We start from the raw sequence: 16,810 nt of genomic DNA, 5'->3' as shown, positions 1-16,810 counted from the left end.
ATCCGACCGAACACACCCACCCCCTTGCTTCAGGAGAACAGATCATGACCTTCCGTGCCCGCCGCCTCGGCGTCGCCGTGGCCGCCGCAGCCGTCCTCCCGCTCGCGCTGAGCGCGTGCTCCGGCAGTGACAAGAAGTCCTCCGCCGACTCCACGCCCTCCAGCGCCGCCGCACCCGCGGCCCCCAGCACCAGTTCCATGCCCACCTCGACGGCGAGCGCCATGGACCAGCCGTTCGGTCCGGGCTGCGCGTCGGTCCCCAAGAACGGGGCCGGCAGCTTCGACGGCATGTCCAAGGACCCGGTGGCCACCGCCGCGTCCAACAACCCCGCGCTGTCCACGCTCGTCGCCGCGGTCAAGAAGGCCGGTCTGGTGGACACCCTGAACAACGCGCAGAACATCACCGTCTTCGCGCCGACCGACGACGCCTTCGCCAAGATTCCCAAGGCCACCCTCGACAAGGTGCTGGCCGACAAGGCGATGCTGACGAAGATCCTCACGTACCACGTGGTCGGGCAGCCGGTGAAGGCGCCGGACGGGCTGGCCCACGGCACCTACACCACCCTGGAGAAGGGCACGCTGACCACCTCGGGCTCCGGCGAGTCCTACAAGGTCAACGGCGCGGCGAACGTCGTGTGCGGCAACGTGACCACGGCCAACGCGACGGTGCAGATCATCGACACCGTGCTCATGCCGCCGAAGTAGCCACGGAATACTGGCGCGACGGGACCAATCCCCGTGCCGCACGGCACCGAAGAACGGGCAAGTGCCGTGCCATCCAGGAGGTGTCCATGCGTGCCGCAGCACAGGGCGGCCCAGCGCCCGCGCAGCCGTTGCCGGGAGCGCTGGAGTCGCTGCTCGAACGCATCTCGCGGGGTGACCGCGAGGCGTTCGACACCCTCTACACCGCCGTCGCCGGGTCCGTACTGGGCCTGGCGCGGCGGGTGGTGAGGAATCCCGCGCAGTCCGAGGAGGTCGCGCAGGAGGTGCTGATCGAGGTGTGGCGGTGCGCCTCCCGGTTCGACGCCCGGCAGGGCAGCGCCATGGCGTGGATCATGACATTGGCCCACCGCCGGGCCGTGGACCGGGTGCGCTCGGCCCAGGCCAGTGCCGACCGCGAGGTGCGCGCCGGGGTGCGGGACCACAGCCCCGCGTTCGACGAGGTGAGCGAGCAGGTCGAACGCCGGCTGGAACGCGAACAGGTGCGCCGCTGCCTGCGGCAACTGACCGAACTCCAGCACGAGTCGGTCACGCTGGCCTACTACCGCGGCTACACGTACCAGGAGACGGCCGAGGTCCTCGGCGTGGCACTGGGCACGGTCAAGACACGGCTGCGGGACGGCCTGATCCGGCTCCGCGACTGCCTGGGGGTGAGCTCATGACGACGGTCGACCTGCACACGCTGACCGGCGCCTACGCGGTCGGCGCGCTGTCCGGGCCGGAGGCCGAGGCGTTCCGCCGGCACATGGCGGAGTGCGAGGCGTGCGCCCAGGAGGTCCGGGAGCTCTCCGAGACCGCGGCCCGCCTGGCACTGGCGGTGGCGGAGGTCCCGCCCGACGGACTGCGCGAGCGGGTGATGGCGTCGCTGCCCGAGGTGCGACAGCTCCCTCCGGAGGTGGCGGTCGTCCCGCTGCACCCGGCCGCCCGGCGGGGGCCGGCGCGGCGGCTGCCGCACCTGGCCGCGGCGGCGTGCCTGGTGATCGCGGGGATCGCCACCGGTGTCGCCGTCGACGCGCAGCACCGGGCGGACGTCCAGCACCGGCGGAGCGTCCGCGCCGAGCAGCAGGCCGCGGAGCTGAGCGCCCTGACGTCCGCGCCCGACGCGACGCTCCACACGGGCGCGCTCAAGGGCGGCGGCACGGCCACCGTGGTCGCCTCCCGGAGCCTGGGGCGGGCGGCGGTGCTCTTCCACGACCTGCCGGCGCTGTCCGGATCACGCGTCTACGAGCTCTGGTACAGCCACGGCGGCACGATGGTCCCCGCGGGCCTGGTGGAGCCGGGGCGCACCGCGGGTGCCGCGGTGCTGGCCGGGGCGCCGACCGGCGCGGACGGCGTCGGGATCACGGCGGAGCCGCACGGCGGATCGCCCGCTCCCACCGGCGCGCCCCTGGTGGTGCTGCCCGTCTGATGACCACTCTGATGTCCACGCGGCCCGGCGGTGCGCGATCCGCACGGCCACCACGGCCCGGGGCCCGCGCCGTGGTGGCGCGGGCCCCGGGCCGGTGTGACCGATCGGAGTGGCCGATCGGAGTGACCGGTGTCAGTCCTTGCGGTGCGCGACGTCCTTCGCCGCGTCCTTCGCCTTCTGCGCGGCCTCACGGACGTGGCCCTTGGCCTGGTCGCCGCGTCCCTCGGCCTGCAGACGCTCGTTGCCGACCGCGTTTCCGACGGCCTCCTTGGCCTTGCCGGCCGCCACGTCGGTCTTCGCAGCGCTCTTGTCGCCGGTGCCCATCGTCTCCTCCTCGCAATGCGATGCGGACGGCGGGAAGAAATACGCCCGCCTCGTTCGTGGAATGCGCCTTTCCGCTTCCGCGGGACTTACGCATTTCTTCCGCCATTCGGTGTACATCGCCCCGCGTACCGCAATCGGCGTCCGCGGCGGCGGGCCGGACGGGGCGCCGGCTACCAGCGGTACCAGCGTCCGCGGCCACCGCCCGTACCGGTGCCGCGCATGACGAAGCCGAGCAGCCACACGGCCAGCACGATGACGGCGGCCCACCAGAGCAGGTTCACCGCGAATCCCGCGCCGAAAAGAACCAGGGCGAGAAGCAGAACAAGAAGCAAGGGTCCCATGTCAATCAACCTCCAAGGAGCGTTTTCCCGGGATGCGTCGTGACACGCACGGGAATGCGCTTTCGGCGGCGGCCGGGCGTTTCCGCAGCGGAGAGGACCGAACACCCGTCAGGATGGCGCTGGTTCCGGATGATCCGGCAGGACCGTGGCCGTCAGGTGATCCGTGCGGTCATCAGCGCCACGTCGTCCCCGCCGTCCGGGGGGAAGTGGCGGAGTATCAGTTCGCAGACCGCCTCCACGTCCTCCGGCCCCTCGGCGAGCACCTCGGCCATCCTCGTCAGTTCGCTGTCCAGGTCGGATCCGCGCCGCTCCACCAGGCCGTCGGTGATCATGACGATCTGCGTGCCCGGGCGGACCTCGACGCGCTCCGCCGGTGGATGGGGCACTCGCAGGCCGAGCATGGGGCCGTGCCGGAGGACGTACCGGGTGGTGCCGTCGGGGTCCCGCAGCAGCGGCGGCAGGTGTCCCGCGTTGGCGATGTGCAGACTGCCGCTGTCCGTGCGCAGCAGCGCGATGCACAAAGTCGCCCCCATCGTGGCGTCCACGTGGTGCAGCAGGGTGTCCAGGCGGGTGAGGATCTCGTCGGGGCCGTGCCCTTCCAGGGCGTAGGCGCGCAGGGCGTGCCGCAGCTCGCCCATGACCACGGCGGCGTCCAGGGAGTGCCCGGCGACGTCGCCGACGGCGAGCAGCAGGCCGTCCGGCACCGCCAAAGCCTCGTAGAAGTCGCCCCCGATCTCGGCGGTCCTGCTGGCCGGCAGGTAGCGGACGGCCAGGTCGGCGAGCGGCGTCTGCGGCAGGGAAACGGGCAGGAAGGTGCGCTGGAGGGTCAGCGCGAGGGTGTGCTCCTGGCGGTAGGAGCGCAGCGCCTCCAGCGACAGCGCGCAGGCGTGGGCGAGCTGGGTCAGCACGTCGCCGTCGCCGTTGAGCGCGGAGCGCGGCAGGACCACGCACGCGGCGGAGCCGGCCCCCTTCACCTGCGCCGAGGCGACGGCCACGGTGCCGCCGGGGTCGGCCGGCAGTCCCGGCAGCGGTGCCTGGTCGGCGGGGACGAGCTCGAGCCTGACCAGTGCGCCGCCTTGACTCGGCCTGCGCAGGAAGCGCCGGACGAACCGCTCGGACGGGTCGGCGGCTAGGGTCGTCGTCTCGCCGTCGCCGGTGCTGTGGACGTGGACCGGGCGGTCCTCGGCGGTGCGCACCACGACGGCCGCGGGGGCGCCGTAGATGCGTGTGGCCCCCAGCGCGGTCCTGACCGCCAGTTCGGCGGCGTTCTCGGCCCGGTAGAAGTCCATGGTGGAGCGGTTGAGTTCGCTCAGCCGGGCGGCCAGCGTCTCCGCCCGCTGCCGGGCCCGGGCGTACCGCAGGGCGGCGGCGACCGTGGCGATGAGCTCGTTGGGGGCCACGGGTTCGGTGAGGTAGGCGTCGGCACCGCGGTTGAGCCCCTGGGCGCGGTCGGTGACGCTGATCGCGGAGGCGGACACGTGGATCACAGGCAGCGCGGCGGTGCGGGGCTCGGACTTGATGGCCTCGCACACCTCGAAGCCGGTCATGTCCGGCAGCCGCACGTCGACCACGGCGGTCTCGGGGAGCTCGGGCAGGTCCCGCAGCAGGGCGAGCGCTCCTGCGCCGTCCTCGGCCTCGACCACCTGGTGGCCGGCCCGTCGCAGGTAGGTGCCGAGGACATAGCGGTTGGTCGGGTTGTCGTCGACGACCATGACCAGCGCCGGGGCGCTGTCGACGAGCAGGTCGGCGGTCATGCGCCGTCCGCGCCGGCGCCGGGACCGTCCGGGCGGGCGGGGTCGTGCGGGCGCGGGGAGTCGCCCGCGGAGCCGTCGGCGGGGTCGTCGCCGCCGGATCCGCGCGGGCTCGGCAGGCGCGCTCCGCCGAGCGCGGGGGCGAGGACGTCGGCGAGGCGGGACGTCGACAGGTACGTCTTGCCCAGTACCGCCTGCGCGTGGCCCAGGCGGGTCTTGTCCAGCTCGGAGCGGTCGTTGGCGGTGAGCACCACGACCGGGATCTGGGCCAGGGCGGGGTCGCCCGCCAGGTGACCCAGCAACTGGTAGCCGTCCGGCGGCGGCATGCTCAGGTCGAGCAGCACCGCGTCGGGACGCAGCCGCCGGATCGTGGCGACCGCGTGGGCGCTGTCGCCGACCTCCGTGACGACGGCCGACAGCCGGCCGAGCACCGGTCGGATGGACGCCAGGAAGACCGGGTCGTCGTCGACGACCACCAGCGACTCCAGCCGCAGCGCGCCGCGGTCCTCGGCCGCGGCGGCCTCCTCGGCGGCCCGCGCGACGGCGATCCGGGCCTCGGCGCTCAGCGTCGCCGGATCGGTGACGGCGGCGGGCGCCGGAGCGGGAGCGGCGGGTATCTCGACGGTCACCTCGGTGCCCGCGCCGGGCGCGCTGGACAGCGTCATGCGGCCGCCGAGCAGCGCGGTCAGGCGGCGGGCGTAGGGCAGGCCGAGGCCGGTGCCGGAGCGGGCGCGCTGGTGCGGCCCGCGCACCTGGTAGAACTCCTCGAACACCCGGCCCTGCTCCTCGGCCGGGATGCCGATGCCGGTGTCGGAGACGGTGAAGGCGTACCACGCCCGGCCGGTCCGGTCGTGCCGGTCCACGGTCAGCCGCACCTCGCCGCGTTCGGTGAACTTCAGGCTGTTGGACAGCACGTTGCGCAGGATCCGGGTGAGCATCACCTCGTCGGTGGTGAGCGGCTCGGGATGGCTCTCGTCGGGGATGGCGAGCACGACGCCGGGCCGCGCGCTGGCGGCGAGGGTGCCGCGGAGCTGGTGCAGGAGCATCCGCAGGTCGACGGGCGCCAGTTCGGGCTCCAGGCGGCCGGACTCGGCCTTGGCCACGTCGAGCAGCTCCTCGACCAGGGCCAGCATGGTGCTGCCCGAGGCGGCGATCATGGCCACCTGCTGGCGCTGTTCCTCGGTGAGCGGGTCGGCGCCGGGTGCGAGCAGCAGCCGGGTCAGGCCGATCACATTGTTGACGGGCGAGCGCAGCTCGTGGCTGACGTTGGCCCAGAACCGGGTCTTCGCCTCGTTGACCAGGCTGAGCTGCCGGGTCTTCTCCTCCAGCTCGGCGTAGAGGGCGACCACGCCGCTGTTGGTCGTCTCGAGCTCGTTGGACAGCTCGGTGTAGAGGGCCATGACGCCCTGGTTGGTCCGTTCCAGTTCGTCGTTGAGCCGTTGCAGCTCCTCCTGGTGGGCGCGGGCCTCCTGGAGGGCCTGAAGCAGGTCGTGGTTCTGACTGCGCAGCTCCTCCCCCATGCTGACACCGCTCAGCGCCCTCAACTCCTCACGTGCCACGGCCACCCGCTGTTCCAACGACTGCGATGTCTCGGGTAGCGGCTGCCCCATGAGGAGCCGGGGAAACGGCTGTTCGTCCCACCGGGTGGACTGCAGGAGCCGGCCCGCCGCGGCCAGCGGCCCCGAGCCCGGCCGAACCACACCGGTCCAGCCGAGCTCCGCGACGGCCAACGGCCGCCCCTCGGCCAGGTCCAGTGACAGACGGCCGGTGAGGCCGCCGGCTCCGAGCAGGTCGCGGCCGACCTCGCTGACCACGGTGGCCAGGCGCACCGTGTCGGTCTCCGGCATACCGAGGGTCCGGCAGGCGACCTGCACGTCGCGGCGCAGCGCGAGCAGGTCCCGTTCGCCGGCCACCGCCCGGCGCAGCACTTCCAGCGGACCGCCCGCGGCGGCCGGCCCCGTCCCCGTCCCCGTGGCCGGCGCGGGGGGCACGGTCATGACGGCACCTTGACCACGACGACAGCGGCGTCGTCCCGGTGGGTGCCCGCCTGCCACAGCAGCTGCCCGGCGATCAGGGCCGGGGTGACGGCCAGCAGGCCGGGGAAGTCGCCGGGCTGCCAGCGGCTGCGCAGTCCGTCGGAGTGCATGACCAGGGCGGCGCCCCGGGGCAGCGCGGCCTCGTAGGTGTGCGGGCGGCCGACGTTGTGCCCGACGATGCCGGGCGTGGACACCAGCGTCTGCCGGCCGGTCTCCGCCATCACCAGCGCGGCGATGTTGCCGGCCCCGCACAGCGTGACGCGGCGGGCCGCGATGTCCACCCGGGCCACCGCCACGGCGGCGCCCCGAGTGCTGCGCAACCGCTTGTGGATGTCTGCCAGCACGCCGGCGGGATCGCCGGCACGGCTCTCCCGGAACGCCAGCCTCGCCTCGTCGCCGGCGCGTGCCGCGAGCGGGCCGTGGCCCAGCCCGTCGCACATCATCACCAGCAGCGACGCCGCCTGGTCGCCGGTCTCCCCCTGCTGCCCGCGGGCCGCCCAGGTGTCGCCGCACTGCGTCTCGCCGCTGATCGGCCGGGTCAGCCCGGCGATCTCGACCGGCGCGGGGACGCTGGGTGCGTCCGGTACAGCCGGAGCGGCGAAGCTCGCGTAGAGGCCGGTGCCCCGGCCGGGCAGCGAATGGATCGCGAAGGTGTCCGCCAGCCGCCGGATGGCGCCGAGCCCGACGCCGAGCGTGCCGGCGGTCGACGAGCCGTCACGCAGGGCGACCGAGAGTTCCGCGATCCCGGGTCCGCTGTCGAGGGCGAGCATTTCGATGTCGGCCTGGTCGCCGCGAGCGGTCACCCGCAGCGCCAGGGCCCCGTCGACGCTGTGCCGCTGGAGGTTGGTCGCGGCCTCGGTGACGGCCAGCGCCAGGTCGCCGGACCGGTCCTGGCCCAGCCCGACGCGCCGGGCGAGTTCCGCCGCGGCGCGCCGGCCCGCGGACGCGAGCGCCTCGTCGGTGCGCAGCCACACCACTTCGCCCGCCTCCACGGACGAAGCGGGGGTCACCGTGCCCACTTGAGGACCGAGACGGTGGTGCCCTTGCCGGGCGCCGAGTCGAGCGTGAACTCGTCCGCCAGCCGGCGGGCCCCGCTCAGCCCCAGGCCCATGCCGCGGCCGGAGGACCAGCCGTCGGTCAGCGCCAGGTCCAGGTCGGGTATACCGGGGCCCTGGTCGCTGAAGACGACCTTGACGCCGGTGCTGGTGCCGCGGGTGACGATGCTCGCGCGCATCGTCCCGCCGCCGCCGTAGGACAGGGTGTTGCGTGCCAGCTCACTGGCGGCGGTGACCAGCTTGGTCTGGTCGACGAGCGACAGCCGCGCCTCCTGGGCGAGAACCCGCACCGCCTGCCGGGCCTTGACCACGTCCCCGTTGCCGGTGATCGGGGACTCGTGCACCGATGACTCCTCCACCGGCTCCGCCGACGACGTCACCGGGGTACCGAACCGTTGCGCCGGGAGCGGCGCAGCTCGCCGATCCCCTGCTCCAGGTTGAGTGCGGTGCGCACGCCGCCCAGCGACAGGCCCAGTTCGACCAGGGTCATCGCGACCGCCGGGCGCATGCCCACCACGACCGTCTCGGCGCCGAGCACCCGGGAGATCGCGGCGATCGACGCCAGCATTCTGCCGACGAAGGAGTCCACGATCTCCAGGGCGGAGATGTCGATGACCACGCCGCGCGCGCCGGTGTCCACGATGCGCTGGGACAGGTCCTCCTGGAGGTCCATCACCATCTGGTCCTCCAGATCGATCTGGATGGAGACCAGCAGGACGTCACCGATCTTCAGGATCGGCACCCGCTCGCTCACAGCAGACCGCCGATCTCCACCGGGCCGCGCTCCTCGATGCGGTCCAGCGCGTGCCGCAGGGCGTCGGCCAGCGTCGCCTTGGTGGTGATGTCGCCGAACTCGATGCCCAGCGCCACGATGGTCTGCGCGATCTGCGGACGGATACCGGAGATCACGCACTCGGCGCCCATCATCCGGGCCGCGACGACGGTCTTGAGCAGGTGCTGCGCGACCTGGGTGTCCACCGCCGGCACACCGGTGATGTCCACGATGGCGTGGGTGGCGTTGAGGTCCAGCAGCGACTGGAGCAGCTTCTCCATCACCACCTGGGTGCGGGCGGAGTCCAGGGTGCCGACGAGCGGCACGCCGACGACGCCGTCCCACAGCTTGACGACCGGCGTGGACAGCTCGAGGAGCTGTTCCGCCTGGGCGGAGATGATCTCCTCGCGGGTCTTGGCGTGCACCTCGATCGTGTACAGGCCCAGGTCGTCCAGGACACGCGCGAGCTGGAGGTACGCCTTGACGTCCGCGCCGTCGGCGAGCGCCGGCTCCAGCACGTCCTTGAGGGCGAGGACGCTGAACGCGGTCTCGGTGGGGCTGAAGCCCTGCCGGGCCCGGTTCCGGGACAGCTCGGTCAGCAGGCTGCGGACCTCGCCGTACGCCTCGTTACGGGTGGCGACCCCGCCGTTGCGCAGCGCCTCGACCAGTGCGGTGTACAGCTCGTTCAGATCCTGCTGCACCTCTGCGGCGGTGAGGCGTCCGGCCAGCGTAGAGGTGACTCCTCGTACCCACTTTCCGGTGAACTCCTCGCGGCCTTGCGTCAACAGGCCGACCAGCCGGTCGGACTCACCGACGTTCGTCATCCGTGCACCTTCTCCTCTGCGCCTCTTCCCTGGTGAACCCGCGCAACCTTACGGGTGGCTAGGATGACCTGCCCCGGCGGGGGCAGGTCATTCCTCAGCGGTTGGACTCCGTCCGGGAGGGTCGCCGGAGCCCGGCCACGGTCCGGCCGCACCCGTCCGCGGGCCTCGGCCGACGGCGGGGATGTCACGTGAATGGGGTGGTATGGACGAGCAGCGGGACGGCGGGCTCCGCATCGTGCGGGCCGAGTCCGAACTGGACTGGGAACGGGCGCAGGCCTTCGGGGAACAGATCCGCGAAGCGGTGAGTCCGGACGGGGCCCGGGTGGTGGTCGATCTGTCGGGGGTGGACTTCGCCGACTCCGCGACGTTGCACATCCTGCTGGACGCCCATCGCGACCTGGCCGCCCGCGGCGGGCTGCTGGTGCTGGCCGGCCCGCTGAGCGCCGGGGTGCGCCGCCTGTTCGACGTGACCATGACGGCCGCGCACTTCGAGTTCGCCGCGGACACCGCGGCGGCCCGGCGGGCGCTGGCGACCGGCTCGTCGGGTGCCGACCGCGACCGGACTCCGAAACCTCCGGAGTCCCTGACATGAGACAGGTGACGCAGAGGAACCGGGGAACCCGCCCGTGTGGCGGCGGGGTGGACCGGGCAACCGAGGTCATGAGCGCGGTAGCGGCGAGCCGCGTTCGCCGGACCCGAACCGCTCGCCGGAACACACGTTTTGAGGTCGCCGAATGACCGAGCATTCGTACAGTCCAGGCGCGCTTCCCGCGGACCGGCACGACCCGCAGCTGGCCACGGACGCCCGGCGAACGGTCATGCGCCTGCTCGACGAGGTGCACTGCGACACGGAGCGAGTGCGAGCCGACGCGGGCCTGGTCGTCGCGGAGCTGGTCAGCAACGCGCTGCGCCACGGCGGGGGGCTGTCCGCCTTCGGCGCGGAGGTCACCCCGGACGGTTCGGCGCTGCGACTGCAGGTGCACGACATGAGCGAGGCCCGGCCGGTGTCCCGGCGGACCCTCGGCTTCGATCCGGAGCGGCCCGGGGGGTTCGGATGGCCGATCGTCGAACATCTGGCCTCCTCCGTCGAGGTGGAAATGCTTCCGCGCGGCGGAAAACGGATCGTGGTGATCCTGGCGTTGAGATGATCCACGGGGCATCCGGCCTGCGGCGACGGGGAATTGACCGGGACCGACCCGGTCGTTGCGGAACGGATCCCGGACGTCATGGGCACGGGTCCCCCGAACAGGTCGCCCCGGGGTGGCCGGTTGCCCGCGACGGGTGATCTGCGCCATGGTGGCGAGGGGGCGCAGGGTTCCCGATGGACGACCGTGGTGAGGTGAGGGTCCCCCGAGGCGCGGACCCGTGGAGTGGCAGTTGTGAGACGAACCGAGTCCGAGTCCGCAGACCGGGGAGACGTGACACCCGACACCTCCCCCTACCCGATCGTGGTGCTGAGCGCCGACGGCAGCGTCCTGCGCGTCAGCCCCTCCGCACGCATACTGCTCGGCGACGTGCCTCAGGACCGCCCTGACGCCCTCCGCTCCCGCGCGCCGTGGCTGGCCACCGCCCATCTCGGCCTTGCCGACGGCCCCCGGCCCCCGGCACCCTCGGCACCCTCGACTTCCGGCCCCTCCGGCCCCTCCGGCGCAGAGCCGTGGGGTGACGGCGTCCGCGGGCTGCTCGACGGCCGCAGCCTGGAAGGCCGCCCGGTCCCGGGCACCGACGGGTCGGTGACCTGGTGGCTGCTGGACGACAGCGACCGGCAGCGAGCCGAACGGGAACTGGCCAGGGAGCGCGAGCGCACCGCGTTCCTCGCCGAGGCGTCGAGCCGGCTGCTGGCCTCGCTCAACGTCGAGCGCTGCATGGACGTCACCGTTCTGGAGGCCGTGCGGCGGCTGGCCGACGCGGCCGTGGTGATCGGACCCAACCCCGGGCGCCGGCTGCGCCTGGTCAGCTGCGTCCGCGGCGGCTCCCCGGCCGCGGCCACGACCACGCAGTCACCCGACATGGTGCCGGGCCTCTCGGAGGCGCTGCAGGGCTTCCCTCCCGTGCCCTCGCGCTGGATCAACCCGGCGGCGGCACCCGCCTGGCTGGTGCCCGAGGGCTTCGGCCCGGTCGGGTCGATGGCGGTCGTGCCGCTGCCCGGTCAGGGCGTGCCCGCCGGCGCGCTGGTGCTGCTGCGCCACGAGGACGGGGCGGCCTTCGACGAGAACGAGGAGACGCTGGCCCGGCTGTTCGCCGCGCGGGCCGGAGCGGCCGTGTCCTCGGCCCGGCTCTACACCGAGCAGGCGGCCATCACCGACACCCTCATGCGCGAACTGCTGCCGCCGCGTCTGCAGCAGACCCGCGGTGTGGAGTTCGCCGGCGGGTACCGGCCGGCCGGCGACCAGGACCGGGTGGGCGGCGACTTCTACGACGTCCATCCCGCCACCGCCGACCAGCGCGAGACCCTCGCGGTCCTCGGCGACGTGTGCGGCAAGGGTCTGGAGGCCGCTGTCCTCACGGGCAAGATCCGCAACACGCTGCACGCCCTGCTGCCGCTCACCGGCGACCACCAGCGGCTGCTGACCCTGCTGAACCGGGCCCTGCTCACCTCGCACCACACGCGGTTCGCCACCCTGGTGCTGGCGGCCGTCCGCCGCGAGGGGGACCGGGCCCGGGTACGGGTGACCAGCGCCGGGCATCCGGCGCCGCTGGTGGTGCGGGCGGACGGCGTCGTCGAGCGGGTGGAGACCCGCGGCTCACTGATCGGCGTCCTGCCCGACGTGACGAGCACCACGGCGAACCTCATGCTGGGCCCCGGAGAGTCCCTCGTGCTGTTCAGCGACGGCATCACCGAGGCCCGCGGCGGCCCGCTGGGCGGCGCGGAGTTCGGCGAGGACCGGCTGCGCGCCCAGTTGGCGGGGTGCGCCGGCATGCCCGCGGAAGCAATCGTGGAACATGTGCAGATGATCGCCGCCCAGTGGGTAGGCGCCGGACGACACGACGACATGGCCGTCGTCGTGATCTCCATGCCGCACGGCGCTCACCTGTCGATGGTCGGCGGCACCGGACCTGGGAGGTACACCGCATGACCGCCACCGCGAACGGCGGCATCCGCAGCACCGTCACGGCGCGGGCGCCCGGCGGCGCCGCCGTGACGACCGCCGGGACGCGGGACTGGGCGGAGGAGTTGTGGACGTCGGTGTCGGGCGCCGACGAGGGTTCGGCGACCGATGTGGTCTTCGCGGCCCTCGAGTCCGGCCTGGACGCCGAATCGGTCCTGCTGGACGTGGTGGCGGCCGTGCAGACCCGGGTGGGCGTCGAGTGGGCGGCCAACCGCATCAGCGTGGCGCAGGAGCACGCCGCCACCGCGATCAACGAACGGGTCATCGGCGCCATGGACCGGCACCCGCTGGTGGCCGCGGCCCGGCCCTCGGCTCACCGCGGTCACGTCACGGTGGCCTGCATCGACGGGGAGTGGCACGCGCTGCCCGCCCGCATCCTCGCCCAGGTGCTGGGTCTGCGCGGCTGGCGGGTGGACTACCTCGGTGCGCAGGTCCCCACCCCGCACCTGATAGGGCATCTGCACCGAACCGCGCCGGACGCGGTGGCGCTGTCGGCGTCCCTGAGCACCCGGCTGCCCGCAGCCCACATGGCGATCACCGCGTGCCAGGCCACCGGGACGCCGGTGCTGACCGGTGGGGCCGCGTTCGGGCCCGACGGCCGCTACGCGCGCCAGCTCGGCGCGGACGTGTGGGCGCCCGACGCCCGTTCCGCCGCCGAACGGCTCGGCGAGGGGCTGCCGGAGCCGGCTCCCGCCCACCAGCCGGTGGACGATCTGCCGCACCTGTCCGACCAGGAGTACACACTCGTCAGCCGCAGCAAGTTCCGGCTCGTGGGCGCGGTCATGACGGGCCTGGAGGACCGGGTCCCCGCGATGCGGGACTACACCGAGCTGCAGCGGCAGCACACCGTGGAGGACATCGGCCACATCGTCGACTTCCTCGCGGTGGCCCTCTACACCGACGACCGCTCGCTGTTCACCGGGTTCCTGGCGTGGACCGCGGACGTGCTGACCGCCCGGGGCGTCCCCGCCTTCACCCTGCGGCCGGCCCTGGACCTGCTCGCGGCCGAACTACGTGACTTCCCACGGGCCCGGGACCTGCTCGCCGCCGGTTCCGGGACCGTGCCGAGCCCACCTGGCCCCCGAGGCGGCACCGGCGACGGAGGTGCCCGTTGAGTGTCGAACCGGAGTACAGGGACTGTCAGTTCGACGTCGGCGTCGTCCGGCTGGAGCAGCTGACGGTGACGGTCGACGGTCCGCTGGACTTCGACACCTCGGAGGAGCTGCTGGAGACGGTCGGGAAGACGCTGGCGGAGTTCCGCGAGGAACCGCTGCTGGCCCTCGACCTCGGCGGCCTGACGCTGTGCGACTCGATGGGCCTGTCCGCACTGCTCGCCATCCGCCGCCGGACCACCGCCGAGGGCGTGCGGCTCGTACTGCTGCGCCGCCCCCGCCTGCTGGACCGCCTCCTGGAGCTCACCGGCACCGCGGAGTATCTGATCGGCACGCCCGGCGGCGAGGACGAACACAGCGAGCCCTGAACCGGCCCGGACCCCGGGGACGGGCATTTTCGTCCTGACGGTCCGTCAGGACGAGCTGGTGGGTGTGTCGACGGCGAGGGCCGCGGCGAGGCGGCGCATGACCGTGGCGTCGGCGCGCCGCATCGTGGCCCGGACGACGGGCGCCAGCAGACGGTCGGCCAAGGGTGCCTTCTCCCAGGCATAGGTGAACGAGACGCGGCTCCCGCCGCCCGGCTGCGGCTCGACGGTGTAGGTGCCGTGCGCCACCCGTCGGCCCCCCGCACTGACATTGCGCTCCACGATGCGCCGGGGCGCCTCCGCCTCGACGACCTCGATGGAGACGTCGGAGCGCACACCACCCAGCGCGGCGGTGACGGTCGCCGACGAGCCGACGCCGCGATCGGGGCCCGCATAGCGCCAGTTGGTGAGGAAGTGGTCGGTGAACTGCTCGTGGTGGGCCATGACGTCGAGGAAGTCGTAGACCTGCGCGGGGAGTTGGGGTACGTCGATCGACACGGTGACGGGCTTCATGTACCACACGGTACATCAGCCATGTACCGCTTGGTACACTCACGCACGTGACGACCCACGCCCAGCAGGAGCCCTCCGGCCGACCGGCCCGCGGCCGGGACGGGGACCGGCGGACCGAGTTGGTGGACGCGGCCGTCGACCACGTCGCCGCGCACGGCATCGCCGACCTGACGCTGCGTCGCCTGGGCGACGCGATCGGCGTCAGCCACCGCATGCTGATCCACTACTTCGGCTCCAAGGAGCAGTTGCTCGTGGAGATCGTGCGCACTTCCGAGCGACGCCAGCGTGACCTGCTCTCCCGCCTCCGTCTCGACCCGGGCCTCTCCCCCGCCGACGCCGCCCGCGCCCTGTGGCGCGAACTGACGGACCCCCGGCTGGCCGGCCAGGAGCGGCTGTTCTTCGAGATCTGCGGTCAGGCGCTGCAGGGCCGCTCCGAGGCCGTGTCCGTTCTCGACGGCCTGGTGACGGACTGGCTGGAGCCACTCGTGGCCGCCGAGATCGAAGCTGGTACCGACCCCTCCACCGCCCGCAGTCGCGCACGGCTCGGCCTCGCCACCGTGCGCGGCCTGCTGCTCGATCTGCTCGCCACGGGCGACCGCGCCGGGGTCGACGCCGCGATGGAGGAGTTCCTCCGGCTCTACTACGGCGAGCAGCCCCCCGCCCGCTGAAGGTGTCTGTGCTGCCTGACCTGGGCGGCGGCGCACGGAACCGCGGTGCGGGCGCCGCCGGTCGGCCTCAGACCGGTCCCCGAGCGGACGCAGGGGTACGGGTACCCGCCCGGGGCCCCCTCGGCCGGCTCTCCCGTCCGGCTGTCAGCCGACCCGAGCGGACCGCGGCGCGCTACGCCCTCTCGCTCCCGCTGGACCGGCCCTCCATGCCGGGCGTCGCCTCAGGCGTTCGCCCCGGGCTCTGCGGGCCGCGGGCCACCAGGTAGAGGAAGAGTGCGGCCATCACCGCGACCCCAGCCCACATCGCGTGCTGCCAGCCGACCACGAAGGACTGCCGTGCGGCCCGAAGGAGGGCCGGTCCCTGCGGCCCCGCGCCGCCCGCGGCCTGGACGGCGTTGGCGACCCCTTGCCGTGCGGTGTCCGCGGCGCCCCGGGGCACGCCCCGCAGGCGGTCGTCGATGGCGGCGCGGTAGCCGGACGACACGAGAGCGCCGAGCAGGGCCACCCCCAGCGCGGTGCCGAACTCCCGTGTGACGTCGTTCAGCGCGGAGGCCACGCCCTGGCGCTCCCGCGGCAGCGCCCCGGTGATGGCCTCGGTCGAGGGCGTCATCGACAGGCCCATGCCGATGCCCATCGCCAGCATGCCGGGCAGCACGGACGGATAGCCGCCGTCGACGGACACGCCGGCCGCCATCACGGCGAGGCCGGCTCCGGCCAGCAGAACGCCCGCCGCCATGGTCCGGCGGGAACCGATCCGCACGGCCGACTTGGGCGCGAGCCCGGACGCGGCCATCATCGCCACGGCCATGGGCATCAGCGCCAGGGTCGACAGCAGGCCCGACCAGCCGAGCACCGCCTGGAAGAACGGGAAGAGGACGACGAAGACCCCTGCCTGCACGCCGAAGACCGCGAGGAGCGTCACGGACCCGCCCGCCAGGCCGCGTTCGCGGAACAGGCGCACGTCCAGCAACGCGGCGTCCCGGCGCCGGCGTTCCCAGGCCACGAAGGCGACGGCGGCGGCGAGTCCGACGACCAGTCCCGGCAGGGTGGTGGGTGCGGTCCAACCGTGCACCGGGCCTTCCTGCAGGACGAAGATCAGTCCGACTGCGGCGACGATCGAGGTCAGCGCCCCGGCGGTGTCGAAGGGGTGCCCGGACCTCTCGCGGGAGTCCGGGACGGATCGCAGGGTCATGGCGAGGGCGACGCCGACCAGGACGACGGGCAGCACGAACAGCCAGCGCCAGCCGGCCACGTCGACCAGGGCCGCGGAGAGGAACATGCCGAGGATGCCGCCGCCTCCGGCGACACCGGTCCACACACCGATCGCGCGGCCGCGTTCCTCCTCGGGGAAGGTGGAGGTGATCACCGCCAGGGTGATCGGCATGATCATCGCCGCCCCGACCCCGCTCAGCAGGCGTGCGGCGAAGAGCACGTCGGACGTCGGGGCGAGACCCGCCATGGCGCTGGCGACGCCGAAGACGGTCAGCCCGGCGATGAGCACGGGCTTGCGGCCGAGGCGGTCCCCCACCGCGCCGAGCGGCAGCAGGAGGGCCGCCAGGGTGAGGGTGTAGATGTTGATGATCCACAGGATCGTGCTCTGCGAGGCGCCGAAGGCGACGGCGAGGTCGGGCTGGGCGACGTTGAGTCCGGACACCGAGCCGATGACGGCCATCAGCGCGACACACACCGCCGCCAGGACCGTGCGCAGCCGGCGGGGATCCGGAGCGGCGTCGGCCGGGGTGATCGTGCCACTGCCCGCGGTTCTGACCGGGGCGGGCTGATCCGTGCTCATGAAGCCTCTCCTGGGGGCGT

At 73.3% G+C, this 16,810-nt stretch carries 19 protein-coding genes; 9 read left to right on the top strand and 10 right to left on the bottom strand.

Annotated features, from left to right (window positions below; translation table 11 throughout):
- Positions 1-44: 44 nt before the first annotated feature.
- The 3 genes from K7862_RS21135 (at position 45) to K7862_RS21125 (ending at position 2,127) form a co-directional block, all read left to right on the top strand.
- Positions 45-704, top strand: a complete 660-nt coding sequence (locus K7862_RS21135) for a fasciclin domain-containing protein (protein WP_222964830.1) — start codon at positions 45-47, stop codon at positions 702-704.
- A gap of 86 nt (positions 705-790) precedes the next feature.
- Positions 791-1,381, top strand: a complete 591-nt coding sequence (gene sigK / locus K7862_RS21130) for an ECF RNA polymerase sigma factor SigK (protein ID WP_222964828.1) — start codon at positions 791-793, stop codon at positions 1,379-1,381.
- A complete protein-coding gene (locus tag K7862_RS21125; protein ID WP_222964826.1) occupies positions 1,378-2,127 on the top strand; it encodes an anti-sigma factor in 750 nt (249 codons plus the stop codon). Before sigK ends, K7862_RS21125 begins: the two co-directional genes overlap by 4 nt.
- 132 nt (positions 2,128-2,259) lie before the next feature.
- Here the strand turns inward: K7862_RS21125 and K7862_RS21120 are convergent, their stop codons facing one another.
- The 8 genes from K7862_RS21120 to K7862_RS21085 form a co-directional block, all read right to left on the bottom strand.
- Positions 2,260-2,451, bottom strand: coding sequence for a CsbD family protein (locus K7862_RS21120; protein WP_222964824.1), 192 nt, complete (start codon positions 2,449-2,451; stop codon positions 2,260-2,262).
- A gap of 170 nt (positions 2,452-2,621) precedes the next feature.
- Positions 2,622-2,792: a hydrophobic protein gene (locus K7862_RS21115; RefSeq protein ID WP_222964822.1), complete on the bottom strand. Its 171-nt coding sequence runs from the start codon at positions 2,790-2,792 to the stop codon at positions 2,622-2,624.
- 152 nt (positions 2,793-2,944) lie between these two features.
- Positions 2,945-4,546, bottom strand: a complete 1,602-nt coding sequence (locus tag K7862_RS21110) for a SpoIIE family protein phosphatase (RefSeq protein ID WP_222964820.1) — start codon at positions 4,544-4,546, stop codon at positions 2,945-2,947.
- Complete coding sequence (locus K7862_RS21105; RefSeq protein WP_222964818.1) at positions 4,543-6,540, bottom strand: ATP-binding response regulator; 1,998 nt, start codon at positions 6,538-6,540, stop codon at positions 4,543-4,545. The genes K7862_RS21110 and K7862_RS21105 overlap by 4 nt, the downstream gene beginning before the upstream one ends.
- Positions 6,537-7,589 (bottom strand): ATP-binding protein, encoded by a 1,053-nt coding sequence (locus K7862_RS21100; RefSeq protein ID WP_308012101.1) that lies wholly within the window; start codon positions 7,587-7,589, stop codon positions 6,537-6,539. Before K7862_RS21100 ends, K7862_RS21105 begins: the two co-directional genes overlap by 4 nt.
- Complete coding sequence (locus K7862_RS21095; RefSeq protein ID WP_308012100.1) at positions 7,586-7,978, bottom strand: anti-sigma regulatory factor; 393 nt, start codon at positions 7,976-7,978, stop codon at positions 7,586-7,588. The genes K7862_RS21100 and K7862_RS21095 overlap by 4 nt, the downstream gene beginning before the upstream one ends.
- A 32-nt stretch (positions 7,979-8,010) precedes the next feature.
- The gene (locus K7862_RS21090) at positions 8,011-8,388 is read right to left on the bottom strand and encodes an STAS domain-containing protein (RefSeq protein WP_222964814.1); all 378 of its coding nucleotides are present in this window, start codon (positions 8,386-8,388) and stop codon (positions 8,011-8,013) included.
- Positions 8,385-9,230 (bottom strand): STAS domain-containing protein, encoded by an 846-nt coding sequence (locus K7862_RS21085; RefSeq protein ID WP_222964812.1) that lies wholly within the window; start codon positions 9,228-9,230, stop codon positions 8,385-8,387. The genes K7862_RS21090 and K7862_RS21085 overlap by 4 nt, the downstream gene beginning before the upstream one ends.
- Positions 9,231-9,432: 202 nt before the next feature.
- Here K7862_RS21085 and K7862_RS21080 point away from each other — a divergent pair, with 202 nt between their 5' ends.
- The 5 genes from K7862_RS21080 to K7862_RS21060 all read left to right on the top strand — a co-directional run bounded on the left by K7862_RS21080 (position 9,433) and on the right by K7862_RS21060 (position 13,820).
- Entirely contained in the window at positions 9,433-9,822 is a 390-nt protein-coding gene (locus K7862_RS21080; protein WP_222964810.1) for an STAS domain-containing protein, read from the top strand.
- 142 nt (positions 9,823-9,964) lie between these two features.
- Positions 9,965-10,378 (top strand): ATP-binding protein, encoded by a 414-nt coding sequence (locus K7862_RS21075; protein ID WP_222964808.1) that lies wholly within the window; start codon positions 9,965-9,967, stop codon positions 10,376-10,378.
- A gap of 270 nt (positions 10,379-10,648) precedes the next feature.
- Entirely contained in the window at positions 10,649-12,307 is a 1,659-nt protein-coding gene (locus K7862_RS21070) for a PP2C family protein-serine/threonine phosphatase (protein ID WP_308012099.1), read from the top strand.
- On the top strand, positions 12,304-13,455 hold the full coding sequence (locus K7862_RS21065) for a cobalamin B12-binding domain-containing protein (protein WP_222964806.1): 1,152 nt from the start codon (positions 12,304-12,306) through the stop codon (positions 13,453-13,455). Before K7862_RS21070 ends, K7862_RS21065 begins: the two co-directional genes overlap by 4 nt.
- Entirely contained in the window at positions 13,452-13,820 is a 369-nt protein-coding gene (locus tag K7862_RS21060) for an STAS domain-containing protein (protein WP_262413541.1), read from the top strand. The genes K7862_RS21065 and K7862_RS21060 overlap by 4 nt, the downstream gene beginning before the upstream one ends.
- Before the next feature lie 45 nt (positions 13,821-13,865).
- Here K7862_RS21060 and K7862_RS21055 read toward each other — a convergent pair whose 3' ends face one another.
- Positions 13,866-14,330, bottom strand: a complete 465-nt coding sequence (locus tag K7862_RS21055) for an SRPBCC family protein (protein ID WP_222964804.1) — start codon at positions 14,328-14,330, stop codon at positions 13,866-13,868.
- Positions 14,331-14,377: 47 nt separating this feature from the next.
- On the opposite strand from K7862_RS21055, the gene K7862_RS21050 reads away from it, so the two are divergent.
- Positions 14,378-14,998, top strand: a complete 621-nt coding sequence (locus K7862_RS21050; RefSeq protein WP_308012098.1) for a TetR/AcrR family transcriptional regulator — start codon at positions 14,378-14,380, stop codon at positions 14,996-14,998.
- 172 nt (positions 14,999-15,170) lie between these two features.
- Here the strand turns inward: K7862_RS21050 and K7862_RS21045 are convergent, their stop codons facing one another.
- The gene (locus tag K7862_RS21045) at positions 15,171-16,790 is read right to left on the bottom strand and encodes an MFS transporter (protein WP_222964802.1); all 1,620 of its coding nucleotides are present in this window, start codon (positions 16,788-16,790) and stop codon (positions 15,171-15,173) included.
- Positions 16,791-16,810 lie beyond the last annotated feature (20 nt).

The organism is Actinacidiphila acidipaludis (assembly GCF_019890725.1).
GTDB lineage: Bacteria > Actinomycetota > Actinomycetes > Streptomycetales > Streptomycetaceae > Actinacidiphila > Actinacidiphila acidipaludis.
The sequence above is the reverse complement of the archived record's forward strand: the minus strand, read 5'-3'. Positions and strand labels throughout refer to the sequence as shown.

Bases quoted from the DNA above. Each gene is read 5' to 3' on its own strand.
- K7862_RS21120 (WP_222964824.1), bottom strand. From the start codon at position 2,451: ATGGGCACCGGCGACAAGAGCGCTGCGAAGACCGACGTGGCGGCCGGC.
- K7862_RS21080 (WP_222964810.1), top strand. From the start codon at position 9,433: ATGGACGAGCAGCGGGACGGCGGGCTCCGCATCGTGCGGGCCGAGTCC.
- K7862_RS21135 (WP_222964830.1), top strand. From the start codon at position 45: ATGACCTTCCGTGCCCGCCGCCTCGGCGTCGCCGTGGCCGCCGCAGCC.
- K7862_RS21065 (WP_222964806.1), top strand. From the start codon at position 12,304: ATGACCGCCACCGCGAACGGCGGCATCCGCAGCACCGTCACGGCGCGG.
- K7862_RS21045 (WP_222964802.1), bottom strand. From the start codon at position 16,790: ATGAGCACGGATCAGCCCGCCCCGGTCAGAACCGCGGGCAGTGGCACG.
- K7862_RS21075 (WP_222964808.1), top strand. From the start codon at position 9,965: ATGACCGAGCATTCGTACAGTCCAGGCGCGCTTCCCGCGGACCGGCAC.
- K7862_RS21055 (WP_222964804.1), bottom strand. From the start codon at position 14,330: ATGAAGCCCGTCACCGTGTCGATCGACGTACCCCAACTCCCCGCGCAG.
- K7862_RS21085 (WP_222964812.1), bottom strand. From the start codon at position 9,230: ATGACGAACGTCGGTGAGTCCGACCGGCTGGTCGGCCTGTTGACGCAA.
- K7862_RS21110 (WP_222964820.1), bottom strand. From the start codon at position 4,546: ATGACCGCCGACCTGCTCGTCGACAGCGCCCCGGCGCTGGTCATGGTC.
- K7862_RS21105 (WP_222964818.1), bottom strand. From the start codon at position 6,540: ATGACCGTGCCCCCCGCGCCGGCCACGGGGACGGGGACGGGGCCGGCC.
- K7862_RS21115 (WP_222964822.1), bottom strand. From the start codon at position 2,792: ATGGGACCCTTGCTTCTTGTTCTGCTTCTCGCCCTGGTTCTTTTCGGC.
- K7862_RS21125 (WP_222964826.1), top strand. From the start codon at position 1,378: ATGACGACGGTCGACCTGCACACGCTGACCGGCGCCTACGCGGTCGGC.
- sigK (WP_222964828.1), top strand. From the start codon at position 791: ATGCGTGCCGCAGCACAGGGCGGCCCAGCGCCCGCGCAGCCGTTGCCG.